Origin of the sequence: Mycobacterium sp. 1274761.0 (assembly GCF_001668615.1) — a bacterium.
Taxonomy (GTDB): Bacteria; Actinomycetota; Actinomycetes; order Mycobacteriales; family Mycobacteriaceae; genus Mycobacterium.
In genome coordinates this window covers 1-16,269 of the sequence record NZ_LZMC01000072.1, presented here as the reverse complement: position 1 = coordinate 16,269, position 16,269 = coordinate 1, and the positions used below count along the sequence as shown (strand labels likewise).

Below are 16,269 nucleotides of genomic sequence, written 5' to 3'. Positions count from 1 at the left end.
ACGATGGCTATGTGAGCGCAGCAAGCCCGTCCGCCCAGAACCCGCTCGCCCGGTTCAGCCCCTTGACCAGGGAGTGGTTCTCCGGCACCTTCGCTGCGCCCACCAACGCCCAGGCCGAAGCCTGGTCGGCCATCGCCGCCGGGGACAACACCCTCGTCATCGCGCCGACCGGGTCCGGTAAGACGCTGGCCGCGTTCCTCTGGGCGATCGACCGGCTGGCGTCCAACCCGCAAAAGAAGCCTGCCGGTACGCGGGTGCTCTACGTATCGCCGCTGAAGGCGCTGGCCGTCGATGTCGAGCGCAACCTGCGCACGCCGCTGACCGGCATCGGCCGCATCGCCGAACGGCAGGGCCAGGCCGCGCCGGAAATCAGCGTCGGCGTCCGCTCCGGCGATACGCCGCCGGCGCGGCGGCGCGAGCTCATCGCCAAGCCACCCGACATCCTGATCACCACACCGGAGTCGCTGTTCTTGATGCTGACCTCGGCGGCGCGCGAGAGCTTGGCCGCGGTGCAGACCGTCATCGTCGACGAGGTGCATGCCGTCGCGGCAACCAAACGCGGTGCTCACCTGGCGCTGTCGCTGGAGCGGCTCGACCAGCTGCTGGACAAGCCCGCCCAGCGCATCGGGCTGTCGGCGACCGTGCGCCCGCCCGAGGAGGTGGCACGCTTCCTGTCGGGCCAGACCCCGACCAAAATCGTCGCCCCGGCGGCGGCCAAGACCTTCGAGTTGTCGGTGCAGGTGCCGGTTCCCGATATGGCGAACCTGGCGAACAACTCGATCTGGCCGGACGTCGAGGAGCGCATCGTCGACCTGATCGAGGCACACCACAGCTCGATCGTGTTCGCCAACTCCCGGCGTCTGGCCGAGCGACTCACGTCGCGGCTCAACGAGATTCACGCCGAGCGTCTGGGCGTCGACCTCGAAACCCCGCCCAACCCTCAGGTGGCCGGCGGCGCGCCCGCCCATCTCATGGGCAGCGGACTGGCATCCGGCGCCGCGACGTTGCTGGCCCGCGCCCATCACGGCTCAGTCAGCAAGGAGCAGCGCGCACAGGTCGAAGACGACCTCAAGAGCGGGCGGCTGAAGGCCGTCGTCGCCACGTCCAGCCTCGAGCTGGGTATCGACATGGGGGCCGTCGACCTGGTGATCCAGGTCGAGACGCCCCCCTCGGTGGCCAGCGGGCTGCAGCGCATCGGCCGGGCGGGCCATCAGGTCGGCGAGATCTCCCAAGGCGTGCTGTTCCCGAAGCACCGCACCGACCTCATCGGCTGCGCGGTGACGGTGCGACGCATGCTCTCCGGCGACATCGAGACCATGCGGGTGCCGGCCAACCCGCTCGACGTGCTCGCCCAGCACACGGTGGCAGCCTGCGCGCTGGAGCCGTTGGACGCCGACCTGTGGTTCGAGGCTGTGCGGCGGAGCGCGCCGTTCGCGACGCTGCCGCGCAGCGCGTTCGAGGCGACGCTGGACCTGTTGTCCGGCAAGTACCCGTCCACGGAGTTCGCCGAGTTGCGGCCGCGTCTGGTGTACGACCGCGACGCGGGCACGCTCACCGCGAGGCCCGGCGCCCAGCGGCTAGCCGTCACCTCCGGCGGCGCCATCCCCGACCGCGGCATGTTCACCGTCTACCTGGCGTCGAGCGCAGACTCCGAAAAGCCCTCGCGGGTAGGTGAACTCGACGAGGAGATGGTCTACGAATCGCGCCCGGGTGACGTCATCTCACTGGGCGCCACCAGCTGGCGGATTACCGAGATCACCCACGACCGGGTGCTAGTGATCCCGGCACCGGGCGAACCCGCGCGACTGCCGTTCTGGCGCGGCGACGGCGTGGGCAGGCCGGCCGAACTGGGTGCGGCGATCGGTGCGTTCACCGGTGAGCTCGCCGGCCTGGGCCGCGATGACTTCGAATCGCGCTGCGCTGCAATGGGGTTCGATGACTACGCCACCAACAATCTGTGGCAGCTGCTGAACGATCAGCGCCAAGCCACGGGAACGGTGCCCACCGACTCCACCTTCGTGGTCGAGCGGTTCCCCGATGAGCTGGGCGACTGGCGGTTGATCCTGCACTCCCCCTACGGTCTTCGGGTGCACGGCCCGCTGGCGCTGGCGGTGTCACAACGGCTGCGTGAGCGCTACGGCATCGACGAGAAGCCGACCGCCTCCGACGACGGCATCATCGTGCGGCTGCCCGATACCGAGGACGCCCCGCCCGGCGCCGACCTGTTCGTGTTCGACGCGGAGGAGGTCGAGCCGATCGTCACCGCGGAGGTGGGCGGTTCAGCGTTGTTCGCGTCCCGGTTCCGTGAGTGCTCGGCGCGCGCACTGCTCCTGCCCCGGCGCCACCCCGGCAAACGGTCACCGCTGTGGCACCAGCGGCAGCGGGCGGCGCAGCTGCTCGACGTGGCACGCAAGTATCCCGACTTCCCGATCGTTTTGGAAACGGTCAGGGAATGCCTGCAGGACGTCTACGACGTGCCGACGCTGACTGAGCTCATGCACCGGATCGCGCAGCGCCGGCTGCGGGTGGTCGAGGTCGAGACGCAGACCCCGTCACCGTTCGCGGCCTCTCTGCTGTTCGGATACGTCGGCGCGTTCATGTACGAAGGGGACAGCCCGCTGGCCGAGCGACGGGCCGCGGCGCTGTCACTGGACAGCATGCTGCTGGCCGAGCTTCTGGGCCGCGTCGAGCTGCGCGAGCTGCTCGACCCTCAGGTGATCGCGAGCACCGCCGCACAGCTACAACATCTCAGCGAGGACCGCGCCGCGCGCGACGCCGAAGGCGTGGCCGACCTGCTGCGGCTGTTGGGTCCGCTGACCGAGAGCGAGATCGCCGAGCGGTGCACCGCCGATGATGTCGGCGGCTGGCTGGAGGGACTGCGCCACGCCAAGCGCGCGCTCACAGTGTCGTTTGCCGGACAGACATGGTGGGTCGCGATCGAGGACATCGGACTGCTGCGAGACGGTGTCGGCGTCGCGGTGCCGGTCGGCGTGCCGGCGATCTTCACCGAGAGCGTCGCCGACCCGCTCGGCGAACTGCTGGGCCGCTACGCGCGCACCCGGGCCCCGTTCACCACTCACGACGCGGCAGCGCGCTTTGGGCTGGGTCTGCGAGTCGCCGCAGATGTGTTGGGCCGCATGGCCATTGACGGTAAGTTGGTGCGCGGCGAGTTCACCGATCAGGCCGACAGTGGCGACCAGTGGTGTGACGCGGGCGTGCTGAAGATTCTGCGACGGCGGTCGCTCGCGGCGCTGCGCGCGCAGGTGGAGCCGGTTAGCACCGCAGCCTATGCTCGGTTTCTGCCGGCATGGCAGCAGGTCGGGGTGGAACGCGCCGCGGGCATCGACGGGCTCGCATCGGTGATCGACCAACTGGCGGGTGTGCCGATACCGGCGTCGGCGATCGAGCCGCTGGTGCTCTCCTCCCGTGTCCGCGACTACCAGCCGGCGATGCTCGACGAACTGCTCGCCTCCGGTGAGGTGACCTGGTCGGGCGCCGGCGCCATCGGCAGTGGCGACGGCTGGATCGCCTTCCACTCCGCCGATTCCGCGCCGCTGACGCTCGCAGAGCCGACCGAGATCGAGTTCACCGATACCCACCGCGCCATCTTGGAGGTCCTCGGTGGCGGCGGTGCGTACTTCTTCCGCCAGCTCGCCGGCGGCGAGCCCGAACAGTTCAAACAGGCGCTGTGGGAATTGATCTGGGCCGGCCGGGTCACCGGCGATACGTTCGCACCGGTGCGGGCCGTGCTCGGCGGCGTCGGACGACGATCGGGTAAGCCAGCACACCGCCAACGCTCGCGACCACCGCGGCTGAGCCGCTACAGCGTGGCCCACGCCCAGACGCGCGCCGCCGATCCCACCGTTGCGGGACGATGGTCGGCCCTTCCGGTCGCAGAGCCGGATTCCACTGTGCGCGCGCACTTTCAGGCCGAGCAGCTGCTGCACCGGTACGGCGTGCTGACCAAGGGAGCGGTCGCCGCCGAGGGCGTCCCCGGCGGGTTCGCCATGCTCTACAAGGTGCTGACGGCATTCGAGGATGCGGGCCGCTGTCAGCGCGGCTACTTCGTCGAGTCGCTGGGCGGGGCTCAGTTCGCCGTCGCGTCGACCGTCGACCGGCTGCGGTCGTACCTCGACAACGTCGAGCCGGAGCGTAAGGAGTACCAGACCGTCGTACTGGCGGCCGCCGACCCCGCCAACCCCTACGGCGCGGCCCTAGCGTGGCCCGACGGTACCCACCGGCCGGGCCGCAAGGCGGGAGCTTTGGTGGCGCTGGTCGATGGCGAACTCGCTTGGTTTCTCGAACGCGGCGGCCGCACCTTACTGACCTTCACCGACGACACCGACACCCACCACGCCGCGGCGGGGGCACTTGCCGACCTTGTCGGCACGGGCCGCGTGCAGTCCCTGCTCGTGGAGAAGGTCAACGGCGAACCGGTGCTCGCCCCGGATACCGCACATTCGGGCGTGGTGGCCGCGCTGACGAACGCCGGCTTCGCCCGCACCCCGCGGGGTCTGCGGCTGCGCTGACGACTCCTAGAGTGCAGGACATGGCGTTACGCACAGCGTTGACCGAGATGTTCGGCATCGCCCATCCCGTCGTGCTGGCCCCGATGGGCGAGGTCGCCGGCGGTGCGCTGGCGGCCGCCGTCTCCAACGGCGGCGGGCTGGGCGTGATAGGCGCCGGGCGCGGGGATCCCACGTGGATGACGCAGCAGTGCGAGCTGGCGCGGGCAGGCACGGACAAACCGTGGGGCGTCGGTTTCCTGTCCTGGGCCGTCGATGCCGCGGTGATCGACACCGCCATCGCTCAGTCGCCCGCGGCGATCATGCTGTCGTTCGGCGATCCGACGCCTTTCGCCGAGGCCATCCACGCGGCGGGGATACCGGTCATCGTCCAGGTCACCGACTTGGCCGAAGCCCGGTGCGCGCTAGAGGCAGGAGCCGACGTCGTGGTGGCGCAGGGCGCTGAGGCGGGCGGCCACGCCGGCGGTCGCGCCACACTGCCCTTCGTGCCCGCTGTTGTCGACATCGCCGGATCCGTCCCGGTGCTCGCCGCGGGCGGAATCGCCGATGGGCGCGGCCTGGCTGCCGCACTGGTGCTCGGCGCCGCGGGCGCCGTCATCGGCACCCGTTTCGAGGCCACCCATGAGGCGCTGATCAGCCGGGAGGAATCCGAGGCGATCCTCGCCGCCGGCGCAGCGGACACCACGCGGGGGCGCGCGCTCGACGTCGTGCGCAACTCGCCATGGCCTGCGCGGTATCCGGCGCGCACGCTGCGCAACGCGATCACCGACACATGGCAGGGCCGGGAAGACGACATGGACGACGCCGCCAAGGCAGCCTACCGCGAGGGAGTCGCCAGCCGTGACCTCGACTACCTGCCGATCTGGGCCGGTGAAGCCGTCGACCTCGTCACCGAGAAAGACAGCGCCGCAACGCTTGTCGGCCGGATCGCCCGCGACGCCGAGCGCACCATCGCCACCGCAGGCGGCCGACATGGCTGAGCTTTTCACCACGCCCTTCGGGTTCGAATCCACCGCGGCCGACGTCATCGACGGCGTCGACCTGACCGGCAGGACCGCGATCGTCACCGGTGCTTCGTCGGGCATCGGCGTAGAGACCGCGCGGGCGCTGTCGGCGGCGGGAGCCACAGTAACGCTGGCCGTCCGCAATACGGCCGAGGGACAGCGGGTGGCAGACGAGATCCGCGCCGACACCGGCAACCGCCGCGTCAGCGTCGGCGAGATCAACCTCAGCGACCTCGCGAGCGTCGCCGCGTTTGTCCGGGCTTGGACCGGGCCGCTCGACATCCTGGTCAACAATGCCGGTGTAATGGCCGTCCCTGAGTTGACTCTCGCGGCCAGCGGACACGAGTTGCACTTCGCCACAAACCATCTCGGCCACTTCGCGTTGGCGATCGGACTACACGACGCGCTGGCTGCCGCGGACGGGGCCCGTGTCGTGTCGGTGAGCTCGGGCGGACACCTGCGTTCGCCGGTGGTGTTCGACGACATCGACTATGCGTTCCGCGACTACGACCGGTTCGGCGCCTACGGACAATCCAAGACGGCCAACGTGTTGTTCGCCGTCGAGGCCACCCGGCGCTGGGCAGACGACGGCATCACCGCCAACGCGCTGATGCCGGGCGCGATCTTCGACACCCGCCTCGGCCGTCACGTGGATGCGGGCCACGCGGCAGCAGCGGCTACACAACTCCGACTCAAAACTGTGGAACAGGGGGCGGCGACCTCGGTGCTGTTGGCCGCCTCTCCCCTGCTCGACGGCACCGGTGGCCGGTACTTCGAGGACTGCAACGAGGCACGCCTGGTCGACCGGCGCGGTGCGCCCGGCACCGGCGGCGTCGCCCCCTACGCGCTGGACCCCGCCAACGCCGAACGGCTGTGGGATGTCTCTGTGACGATGACGGATTAGCGATGCCCGAAGGCGACACCGTCTTCCACACCGCCGCCGCTCTCCGTGAGGCGCTGGCAGGTAAGACGTTGACGCGATGCGATGTTCGCGTCCCCCGCTACGCCACCGTCGACCTGACCGGACAGCGAGTCGACGAGGTCATCAGCCGGGGCAAGCATCTGTTCATCCGGGTCGGTGCGGCGAGCATCCATTCGCATCTGAAAATGGAGGGCAGCTGGCGCGTCACCACCACGGGCCGACCCAGCCGCGCCGGCCACCGTATCCGCATCATCTTGGAAGCCGGCGACGTGCAGGCAGCCGGGATCGACCTCGGCGTGCTGGAGATCCTCGACCGCGCTGATGACGAAGCCGTCGTCGCCCACCTCGGGCCGGATCTGCTTGGCCCGGAATGGGATCCGCACATCGCGGCGGCCAACCTGGTCGCCGACCACGACCGGCCGCTGGCCGAGGCGCTGCTCGATCAGAGGGTGATGGCGGGGGTGGGAAACGTCTACTGCAACGAGCTGTGTTTCGTCTTCGGCCACCTGCCCACTTCGCCGGTGAGTTCGGTGAAGGATCCGCTGCGGGTGGTGCAGCGGGCACGCGACATGCTGTGGTTGAACCGTAACCGGATCAACCGGACGACGACCGGTGATACCAAGCGGGGACAACAGGTTTGGGTGTACGGGCGGGCCGGCGAGCCGTGCCGCCGCTGCGGGACGACGATCGCGTCCGACAACAGCGGCGACCGGATCACGTTCTGGTGCCCCAATTGTCAGCGCTAAATGCGCGAAACGGAATTCCAGCACCGGTTCTGCGAGTAAACGCGGGCTGGAATTCCGTTTCGCGGGAAACTAAGGCAGCGCGAGCCGGATGATCTTGCGGACCACGGTGGCGAATTGCCTGGGCAGTGGGCCCTTGTTGTAAGGGATGCCGTATCGGCGGCAGATCTCGGCGACCTGCGGGGCGATCTCGGCATGCCGGTGAGCCGGGATGTCGGGGAACAGATGGTGCTCGATCTGGAACGACAGGTTGCCGCTGAGGATGTGGAAAAGCTTTCCGCCCGTCAGGTTTGCCGAGCCCAGGATCTGGCGGAAGTACCACTGCCCGCGCGTCTCGGCCTTGGTCTCCTCGATCGAGAACTCCTGCACATCGTCGGGGAAGTGACCGCAGAAGATGATCATGTACGACCAGACGTTGCGGATCAGGTTCGCGGTCAGGTTGCCCGCGACTACCCACGGCGCGAACGGCCCGGCCAGCAGCGGGAACGCGACGTAGTCCTTCAGCGTCTGCTTCTTGGTCTTGCGCCAAATCGCCTCGAGGATCTCGCGTTTGTCGGCGATCGTGATGTCGCCGGCGCGGATCCGCTCGCTTTCTAGCTCGTGCAGCGCAACGCCGTACTGGAACAGGACCATCAGAAGGAAGGCATACACGGGGTTGCCCAGGAAGTACGGGGTCCACCGCTGGTCGGGGCTCATGCGCAGGATGCCGTAGCCCACGTCGCGGTCCATCCCGACGATGTTGGTGTAGGTGTGGTGCATGTAGTTGTGAGAGTGACGCCACTGGTCGGCCGGGCAGGCGGTGTCCCATTCGAACCTCTTGCTCGACAGCGCCGGATCACCCGTCCAGTCGTACTGGCCGTGCATGACGTTGTGGCCGATCTCCATGTTGTCGAGGATCTTCGACAGGCCCAGCATCGCGGTGCCCGCCAGCCAGAAGGGCGGGAAGATGCCGCCGAACAGCAGTGCCCGGCCAGCGACCTCTAATCCGCGTTGCGCTTTGATGATGCGACGGATGTAGGTGACGTCGCGCTCGCCGAGGTCGGCGATCACGCGCTCCTTGAGCGCGTCAAGCTCACGGCCGAACGCCTCGGCCTGCTCGGGGGTCAGCGTGACGGCCTTGCCCGCGACGGTCTTGGTCAGAGTCTTGGGCTGCGTGATGGTTGGTGCAGTCATCGTGAATCCTTTCCTTACAACGCGATCTCGACGTCGCCGACGGGGGCGGTGACGCAGATCTGCACGTCCTCCTCGTCAGCGGTGGAGACCGCTCCGGTGAGCAGGTTGCGCACCGCGCCGCGGGTCTTGCGGCGGGTGCAGGTGTGGCAGATGCCCATGCGGCATCCGCTCTCTGGGGTGAGGCCGGCGTCCTCTGCCTGCTGCAGCAGCGGCCGGCCGTCGTCGGTGGCCTGGACATCGCTGTCGGAGAAGGTGATTCGGCCACCCACCGCGTCGGCGGGGACGCCGAAGGTCGGCGGCACGAAGCTCTCCGATCGCGCGCCGGGGCACTGGGCGCGGACCGCCTCCACCAGCGCTGGTGGGCCGCAGACGTAAACGGCGTCCGGCTCGGGCATGGCCGCCGTCAGATGGTCGGCGTTGAAGTGGCCGACCACGTCGCCGACCCCGTCACGGGTGTAGCCATGCAGGACACGCACTCCCGTCATTGTGGCGAGTTCGTCGGCATAGCACGCCTCTTCGGCGTTGCGCGCGTAGTGGAGAAAGGAGATGTCGCCATCGAATCCCTCGGCCCGCAGCGTCCGCAGCATCGACATGACCGGGGTGATGCCGCTTCCGCCGGAGACCAACAGGATCCGCCGGGGCAGGATCGCCGGCAGCGTGAAGTCGCCGCCGACGGAGTCCAGGCCGACGATCATGCCGGGGCGGGCGTGGTCGCAGAGATAGGTCGACACCAGCCCGCCGTCGTGGCGGCCGATCGTCAGTTCGATGTGGCGCGCGCTCTCCGCACTCGCCGGCGAGTAACAGCGGGTGCGTCGGCGGCCGTCGATCTCGACGGTGAGGTTGATGTGCTGGCCGGCCCGGAAGCCGGTGAACGCACGGTTCGGTTCCAGGGTCAGCGTGACGCTGCGCGGGGTCTGCCGGCGCACCGCGACGACCCTGGCTCGGGCCTCGCCGAGGGTCCAGGTGGGGTCGACTAGCTCGGTGTATCGGTCAACGCCGTGGGGGCCGGTCAGCAGCTCCAGCAGAGGCGACCGTCGCGCGCGGCGTGTCAAAGTTTCAGTGAACATGTGTACACCGTGCGCGCATACACGGGGGTACGTCAATAGGATCGTGCCTGATTGTGGTATGTTTCACAGAGTGAACAGCCGTACGCCCAGCTCACGTACGCGCAGATCGGAACGCTCACGGTCGCGGGACAGCCTGTCTCGCGAAGAGCGCAAAGAGGCCACCCGTCGCGCGATCGTGACGGCCGCGCTGCGCCTGCTCGAGGACCGCGGCTTCTCGCAGTTGAGCCTGCGCGAGGTGGCCCGCGAGGCCGGCATCGTGCCCGCGGCGTTTTACCGGCACTTCGAGTCGATGGAGGCGCTCGGCCTGGTGCTCATCGACGAGTCGTTTCGCGCCCTGCGTGACATGCTCCGCAGCGCGCGCTCGGGCAAGTTGGATCCCAAGCGCGTCATCGAGTCCTCTGTCGACATCCTCATCGAAGGCGTCAACGACCGGCGTGAGTATTGGCGCTTCATCGGCCGCGAACGGTCCAGCGGGGTGACGGTGCTGCGCTATGCGATCCGCACCGAGATCCGGTTGATCACCTCCGAGCTGGCCATCGACCTGGCCCGCTTCCCCGGACTGACGAACTGGAGCAGCGAGGATCTGAACATATTGGCCAGCCTGTTCGTCAACTCGATGATCGTCATCGCAGAGGCGATCGAGGACGCGGGCGATCAGGCGACCCTCGACGAGATCAAGCGTGTCGCGGTGAAACAGCTGCGCATGATCACCGTCGGTGTCGCCCGGTGGCGCAGCACCCCTTAGCGTGTGGCTCATGCCACTCCTTGAACTGTCCCACCCGAGGCCCGAGATCACCGTCGTCACGCTGAACCGGCCCGAGAAGCTCAACGCGCTGTCCTACGAGTTGGTGGAGGAGCTGCATGCCACCCTCGGCGACATCGCCGCCAGCGAGGAATGCCGGGTGGTCGTGCTCACGGGTGCCGGTCGCGGCTTTTGTTCGGGTCTGGACCTGACGGCGCCGAATCCCTTGGACGCGGGTGGCGGTTTGGAGTTCCCCCGCTCGGGCATGCGGTGGCAGGAGCGCATCGCCGATCTGACCGCTCGTATCCATCGGCTGCGCCAACCGGTGATCGCGGCGGTCAACGGCCCTGCTTACGGCGGCGGATTGGGCATAGCGGCGGCCTGCGACATCCGGCTGGCCGCCACGTCGGCGCGGTTCTGCACGCAGTTCATCAAGCTCGGCCTCGGCGGCTGCGACATCGGCGTCAGCTACACGCTGCCGCGCATCATCGGCGCAGGGCACGCGTTCGACATGATCCTGACCGCGCGCGTCGTCGACGCCGAGGAGGCGCTGCGGCTAGGGCTGGTCACCCGCTTGTCGGACGACGGATCGCTGCTCGACGACGCCTTGGCGGTGGCCGAAACTCTCTGTGGCTACGGCGAATTCGGTCTTGAATCGACCAAGCAGGTGCTGTGGGCGAATGTGGAGGCGCCCAGCCTCGAGGCGGCCCTGCACGTGGAGAACCGCAGCCAGATCCTGGCGTCCAGCGGCGGCACGGTGACTCGGTTCAGCGAGGAGTTCCGCCGCCGTCCACGATGATGACGGTGCCGGTCATGTAGCTGCCCGCGTCCGAACACAGCAGCAGCGCCGGACCGACCATTTCGTCGGGTGCCGCAAGCCGTTTCATCAGCGTGTTGCCGACCATTCCGTCGACCGCCTCCTGCGGGTTCTGCTGCATCATGTAGGTGTCTACCGGCCCGGGCGCAATCGCGTTGACGCGGATGCCTTGGTGGGCGAACTCCGCAGCCATCGAGCGGGTGAAGGACATCATCGCTGCCTTCATCGACGAGTAGATGGACAGCATCGGCGAGAAGATCATCGCGCCGATGGACACCACGTTGAGCACCGCGGCGTGCTCGCTGGCCTTCAGGTGCGGCAGCGCTTCTTGGACCAGGAAGACCGGGCCGCGCAGGTTCACCTCGTAGGACTTGGTCAGCGCGTCCACCGTCATCGCACCCAGCGGTTGCGCCAACGGGTTGGCGGCGTTGTTCACCACCACATCGACGCCGCCGAATTCGTCGACGGTGCGCTGCACGAGCTCGCCGAGGGCGTCGACCTCCCCCAGATGGGTCGGCACGCCGATGGCCTGACCCCCCAGCTCGCGAAGGTGAGCGGCGGCTTGTTCGCATGCGTCGGGTTTGCGGCTGGCGACCACCACCCGGGCGCCGGCGAGGACGAATCCCTCGGCTAGGGCGAGGCCGATGCCGCGGGTGCCGCCCGTGACGATGACGGTGCGGTCGGACATGTCGAAGAGACGGTCAAATGAGGTGCGGTCCATCCGGTCAGTAAACACGTCGGCGTTAGCAGCCTCGTAGGTGTCTAGTCGGTCAGCGTCCACGTCGATGTGGCGATCAGGTCACCGCGATCGAGGCCGTCGGCGCGATAGTGGTGGATCTTGAGGTACTCCTCGTTGGTCACCATGTCGATGAACGCAGTCGGCGACGGATACTCCACCACGAGGATGGCGTCCCACCACGGCTGCTCCCCCTCGCCGATGACCTGCGTCGGCGCTCCGCCGGCATACCGAACGGTGGCGCCTGCCCGTTGCAGGTGCGGGACGACTTCCTGCCCGTAGCGCAGATAGCTTTGGCGACCGCCGTCGGCACGGAACTTGAGCAGGTTGATCATCACGACCGGCGCATCGGCGGGCCGCGCAGCGAGTGCGGCCATCTGCTCGGCGGTCGGTTCGAGGGGTGAACTCATCCGTCGATACTGCGCCCGCTGTCGAACCGACGCAAACGTCCGCCGAGCGGGTCGGTGAACTCAATGCTGTGCGCGAGCAGCCGCAGAGGTGTCGAGAAGTCGTCGCGTGCCACGTCGACGACGTTGGGGTACAACGGGTCTCCGATGATGGGCAGGCCCAGCGATGTCATGTGTACCCGCAACTGGTGTGTCCGGCCGGTATGTGGCGTCAGCCGGTACAACCCGCCACCGAGATGTTCAATGAGTGTCTCGGCGTTCGGCTCACCGGGTTCTTCGACGGCCTGTAACTGCCCGCGGCGCTTGATGATTCTGCTGCGGATCGTCATCGGAAACTCCAGCGTCGAATCGACCGCGGCCCGTGCCAGATACGCCTTGCGCACCCCGCCGCGGGCGAACATCGTCTGGTATGCACCCCGCACCTCGCGTCGCGACGTGAACAGCAGCACCCCTGCTGTCAGCCGGTCCAACCGGTGCGCGGGGCTCAGCGCCGGGAGGTCAAGCGCGCGGCGCAACCGCACCGTCGCGGTCTGCGCGACGTGCCCGCCGCGCGGCATCGTCGCCAGGAAGTGAGGTTTGTCGACCACCACGATGTTCTCGTCGCGGTGGAGCACCGGAATGTCCAACGGCACCGGCACCTCGTCGGGAAGATCGCGGTAGAGGTAGACGTTCGAATTCGGCGGCAGCACAGTGGCTGCGGTGACCACGCCGCCGTCGGCGTCAACGACCTCCCCGGCGAGCACCTTCGCCGCGGCGGCCTCGCCGAATCGGTCCGCAAGCTCCACAAGCACGGCCCCGCCGCGCAGCCGCACCCTCGCGGGGCCAAGCCCATCGCGCTGCGGCAACGGCGCGGGACGTCTCAATTGAGGGGCACCGGCTCGAGGATCTCGGCGCGTGCCTCCGGCGCGGCGGCCCGCAGCGCGTCGGCGGATTCGTCATCGGGCTGCTGCTGGGACCGGACCTCGGCGTCGACCCGCGCGATGTAGGTGTTCACCTCGCGATCCACATCCTCTGCGTCCCAACCCAATACAGATGCGACGACCTCGGCCACCTCGCGTGCGCAGTCCACGCCACGGTGCGGGTACTCGATGGAGATGCGCATGCGCCGGGCCAGGATGTCCTCGAGATGCAGTGCGCCTTCGGCGGCCGCGGCGTACCACGCCTCGACCTTCAAATAGACCGGCGCTTCGGTGATAGGCGTGAGCAATTCCGGGTTGCCTCCACCTTCTTGGCTGGCCATCGCGAGCACCTCACCGATCAGCGAGCCGTAGCGGTCCAGCAGATGGCGGACGCGGTAGGGATGCAGACCGTACATCGCGCCGACGTGCTCGGTCTGATTGATCAACGCGAAATACCCGTCGGCGCCCATCAGCGGCACCTTCTCCGTGATCGACGGGGCCACCCGCGCCGGCACGAATTCGCTTGCGGCGTCGATGGCGTCCTCACCCATCACTCGATAGGTGGTGTACTTTCCGCCCGCAATGGCGACCAGCCCCGGCGCAGGGACGGCGACGGCGTGCTCGCGCGACAGCTTCGAGGTTTCCTCGCTCTCACCTGCCAGCAGCGGCCGCAGCCCGGCGTACACGCCGTCGATGTCGTCGTGCGTGAGCGGTGTGGCGAGCACCTGGTTGACGCGGGTGAGGATGTAGTCGATGTCCGCCTTGGTGGCCGCGGGATGGGCCAGGTCGAGGTTCCAGTCGGTGTCGGTCGTGCCGATGATCCAGTGCGTGCCCCACGGGATGACGAACAGCACCGACTTCTCGGTGCGCAGGATGATTGCGACCTCGCTGACGATGCGGTCGCGAGGCACCACGATGTGCACGCCCTTGGATGCGCGGACCCTGAACCGGCCGCGCTCCTTCGACAGCGCCTGGATTTCATCGGTCCAAACTCCGGTGGCGTTGACGACGACGTGACCATGCACTTCGGCGACGGCGCCGTTCTCGGAGTCGCGGATCTTGACGCCGGTGACGCGGTCGCCTTCGCGTAGCAGGTCGACGACTTGCGTCGACGTCCGCACCACCGCGCCGTAATGCGCAGCCGTGCGCGCGACCGTCATGGTGTGCCGCGCGTCGTCGACGACGGTGTCGTAGTAGCGGATGCCGCCGATCAACGAGCTGCGTTTGAGTCCCGGCGCTAGCCGCAGCGCACCGGCCTTGAGCAGATGCTTCTGTGCTGGAACGGATTTCGCGCCGCCCAGTTGGTCGTAGAGGAAGATGCCCGCGGCCACGTACGGCCGCTCCCACCATCGGTGGGTCAGCGGGAACAGGAACGGCAGCGGCTTGACGAGATGGGGCGCCAGCGTCGTCAGCGACAGTTCACGCTCATGCAGGGCCTCGCGTACGAGCCCGAACTCCAGCTGTTCGAGGTAGCGCAGCCCGCCGTGGAACATCTTGCTGCTGCGGCTGGAGGTGCCCGACGCGAAGTCGCGGGCTTCCACCAGCGCAACCTTGAGGCCGCGGGTCGCCGCGTCGAGTGCGGCTCCGGCGCCGACCACGCCGCCGCCGACGACCACGACGTCGAATTGTTCGTTGGCGAGCCGGTTCCAGGCAGTCGCGCGCTGGTCAGGGCCCAGAAGGGTCTGCCCGCTGCCCGGACCGGGTATCGGGTCGGCGGGGCCGATGGTTCGCTCGCAAGCGTCGCTCACGGCACAGGACTCCTAGTTACTTGTCAGTACGTGTCAAGGCTACGTGGTGCGCCTCTTCGCGCGCGTCAGTCAAGGTCGTCGTGCGCCATCAGCCTGCGGCCGGCCTCGGTGAGCGAACCCGATAGCGAGGGGTAGACCGAGAACGTTTCGGCCAGGTCGGTGACGGTGAGGTTGTTCTGCACGGCGAGCGCGATCGGCAGGATCAGTTCCGACGCGATCGGCGCGACGACCACGCCGCCGATCACCACGCCGGTGGCAGGCCGGCAGAAGATCTTGACGAAGCCGCGGCGCAGCAACGACATCTTCGCCCGGGCATTGGTGGTCAGCGGCAGCATGATCGTGCGCGCCGGCACGGTACCGTCATCGATCTTGCTCTGCGGCACACCGACCGCGGCGATTTCGGGACGGGTGAACACGGCGGCGGCGACCGTGCGCAGCCGGATCGGCGACACGCCCTCGCCGAGCGCGTGGTACATCGCGATGCGGCCCTGCATGGCGGCCACCGATGCCAGCGGCAGCAGACCCGTGCAGTCGCCCGCGGCGTAGATGCCGGAGGCGGAGGTACGCGAAACCCGGTCCACCGGAATGTAATTGCCGGATCCGAGTTCGATGCCCGCCTTCTCCAGACCGAGCCCGGAGGTGTTGGGCACCGACCCGACCGTCATCAATGCGTGACTGCCCGTGACGGTGCGGCCGTCGGTCATCGTCACCACCACGCCATGGGCATCTCGGGAAACGGATTCGGCGCGGGCATTCTTGACCAGCGACACGCCGCGCTCGTTGAATGCGTCCTCCAACACTGCGGCGGCATCGGAGTCCTCGTGCGGAAGGATCTGATCGCGGCTGGCGACCACGGTGACCTTGACCCCGAGTTCGGTATAGGCGTTGCAGAACTCGGCGCCCGTCACACCCGAACCGACGATGACCAGATGCTCCGGGAGTTCGGTGAGTTCGTAGAGCTGACGCCAATTGAGGACGCGCTCGCCATCGGGCACCGCGCCGGGCAGCACCCGCGGGCTGGCGCCGGTGGCGATTAGCACCACGTCGGCCTTGAGCGTGCCCACCTTGCCGTCATTGGTGGTGACCTTGACGCGATGGTGGGCCATGCCGGGAGTGTCGTCGACCAGCTCGCCGCGGCCCGCGGTCGTGAGGTCGCCGAGGTCACCGTCGTCGACAGCGACGGCATCGGCGGGGCCTGCGTGCTGTGGGACTGCGTTCCCTCGAAAACGCTGATCGCGTCGACGGGCGTGCGGACCGAACTGCGCCGCGCCAACCCGCTGGGCTTCGACATCGCGATCGAAGACGCCAAGATCTCGCTGTCGCAGATCCATACCCGCGTCAAGACGCTGGCCCGGTCGCAGTCCGCCGACATCGGCAGCCAACTGCTGCGCGCCGGTGTGAACGTCGTCGCGGGCCGCGGCGAGCTGGTCGACGACACTCCCGGCATGGCCCACCATCGCGTCAAGGTCACCACCAATGACGGCA

12 protein-coding genes and 2 pseudogenes are annotated in these 16,269 nt (G+C 68.2%); 7 read left to right on the top strand and 7 right to left on the bottom strand.

Going from position 1 to position 16,269, the window contains the following annotated elements; translation table 11 throughout:
• Window positions 1-11 precede the first annotated feature (11 nt).
• The 4 genes from A5651_RS14970 to nei2 are packed head-to-tail and all read left to right on the top strand — an operon-like array spanning window position 12 to window position 7,198.
• The gene (locus A5651_RS14970; RefSeq protein ID WP_066982057.1) at window positions 12-4,529 is read left to right on the top strand and encodes an ATP-dependent helicase; all 4,518 of its coding nucleotides are present in this window, start codon (window positions 12-14) and stop codon (window positions 4,527-4,529) included.
• Window positions 4,530-4,549: 20 nt separating this feature from the next.
• Window positions 4,550-5,506 (top strand): nitronate monooxygenase family protein, encoded by a 957-nt coding sequence (locus tag A5651_RS14965; RefSeq protein WP_066982045.1) that lies wholly within the window; start codon window positions 4,550-4,552, stop codon window positions 5,504-5,506.
• Window positions 5,499-6,434 (top strand): SDR family NAD(P)-dependent oxidoreductase, encoded by a 936-nt coding sequence (locus A5651_RS14960; protein WP_066982040.1) that lies wholly within the window; start codon window positions 5,499-5,501, stop codon window positions 6,432-6,434. The genes A5651_RS14965 and A5651_RS14960 overlap by 8 nt, the downstream gene beginning before the upstream one ends.
• 2 nt (window positions 6,435-6,436) lie before the next feature.
• Window positions 6,437-7,198, top strand: a complete 762-nt coding sequence (nei2, locus tag A5651_RS14955) for an endonuclease VIII Nei2 (RefSeq protein WP_066982037.1) — start codon at window positions 6,437-6,439, stop codon at window positions 7,196-7,198.
• A 69-nt stretch (window positions 7,199-7,267) separates the two neighbouring features.
• Here the strand turns inward: nei2 and A5651_RS14950 are convergent, their stop codons facing one another.
• Together A5651_RS14950 and A5651_RS14945 are read right to left on the bottom strand one after the other, a co-directional pair.
• On the bottom strand, window positions 7,268-8,368 hold the full coding sequence (locus tag A5651_RS14950) for an acyl-CoA desaturase (protein WP_066982035.1): 1,101 nt from the start codon (window positions 8,366-8,368) through the stop codon (window positions 7,268-7,270).
• Window positions 8,369-8,382: 14 nt separating this feature from the next.
• On the bottom strand, window positions 8,383-9,435 hold the full coding sequence (locus tag A5651_RS14945) for a ferredoxin reductase (protein ID WP_066982031.1): 1,053 nt from the start codon (window positions 9,433-9,435) through the stop codon (window positions 8,383-8,385).
• Between the two features lie 70 nt (window positions 9,436-9,505).
• Here A5651_RS14945 and A5651_RS14940 point away from each other — a divergent pair, with 70 nt between their 5' ends.
• Both A5651_RS14940 and A5651_RS14935 read left to right on the top strand, forming a co-directional pair.
• Window positions 9,506-10,180: a TetR family transcriptional regulator gene (locus A5651_RS14940; protein ID WP_066982028.1), complete on the top strand. Its 675-nt coding sequence runs from the start codon at window positions 9,506-9,508 to the stop codon at window positions 10,178-10,180.
• A gap of 10 nt (window positions 10,181-10,190) precedes the next feature.
• On the top strand, window positions 10,191-10,976 hold the full coding sequence (locus A5651_RS14935) for an enoyl-CoA hydratase/isomerase family protein (RefSeq protein ID WP_066982191.1): 786 nt from the start codon (window positions 10,191-10,193) through the stop codon (window positions 10,974-10,976).
• Here A5651_RS14935 and A5651_RS14930 read toward each other — a convergent pair.
• From A5651_RS14930 to A5651_RS14910, 5 genes and pseudogenes are all read right to left on the bottom strand, one after another.
• A complete protein-coding gene (locus tag A5651_RS14930; protein WP_066982188.1) occupies window positions 10,945-11,715 on the bottom strand; it encodes an SDR family NAD(P)-dependent oxidoreductase in 771 nt (256 codons plus the stop codon). The two genes, A5651_RS14935 and A5651_RS14930, sit on opposite strands and share 32 nt — an antisense overlap.
• 41 nt (window positions 11,716-11,756) lie before the next feature.
• Complete coding sequence (locus tag A5651_RS14925; protein WP_066982025.1) at window positions 11,757-12,140, bottom strand: DUF1330 domain-containing protein; 384 nt, start codon at window positions 12,138-12,140, stop codon at window positions 11,757-11,759.
• A complete protein-coding gene (locus A5651_RS14920) occupies window positions 12,137-13,000 on the bottom strand; it encodes a pseudouridine synthase (RefSeq protein WP_066982022.1) in 864 nt (287 codons plus the stop codon). The genes A5651_RS14925 and A5651_RS14920 overlap by 4 nt, the downstream gene beginning before the upstream one ends.
• Window positions 12,997-14,760, bottom strand: a complete 1,764-nt coding sequence (locus tag A5651_RS14915; RefSeq protein ID WP_066982180.1) for a glycerol-3-phosphate dehydrogenase/oxidase — start codon at window positions 14,758-14,760, stop codon at window positions 12,997-12,999. Before A5651_RS14915 ends, A5651_RS14920 begins: the two co-directional genes overlap by 4 nt.
• A gap of 89 nt (window positions 14,761-14,849) precedes the next feature.
• Window positions 14,850-15,932 (bottom strand): annotated as a pseudogene (locus A5651_RS14910) (NAD(P)H-quinone dehydrogenase); the annotation flags it as partial.
• Here A5651_RS14910 and A5651_RS25425 point away from each other — a divergent pair.
• A pseudogene (locus tag A5651_RS25425) lies at window positions 15,879-16,269 on the top strand (NAD(P)H-quinone dehydrogenase); the annotation flags it as partial. The pseudogenes A5651_RS14910 and A5651_RS25425 overlap by 54 nt on opposite strands.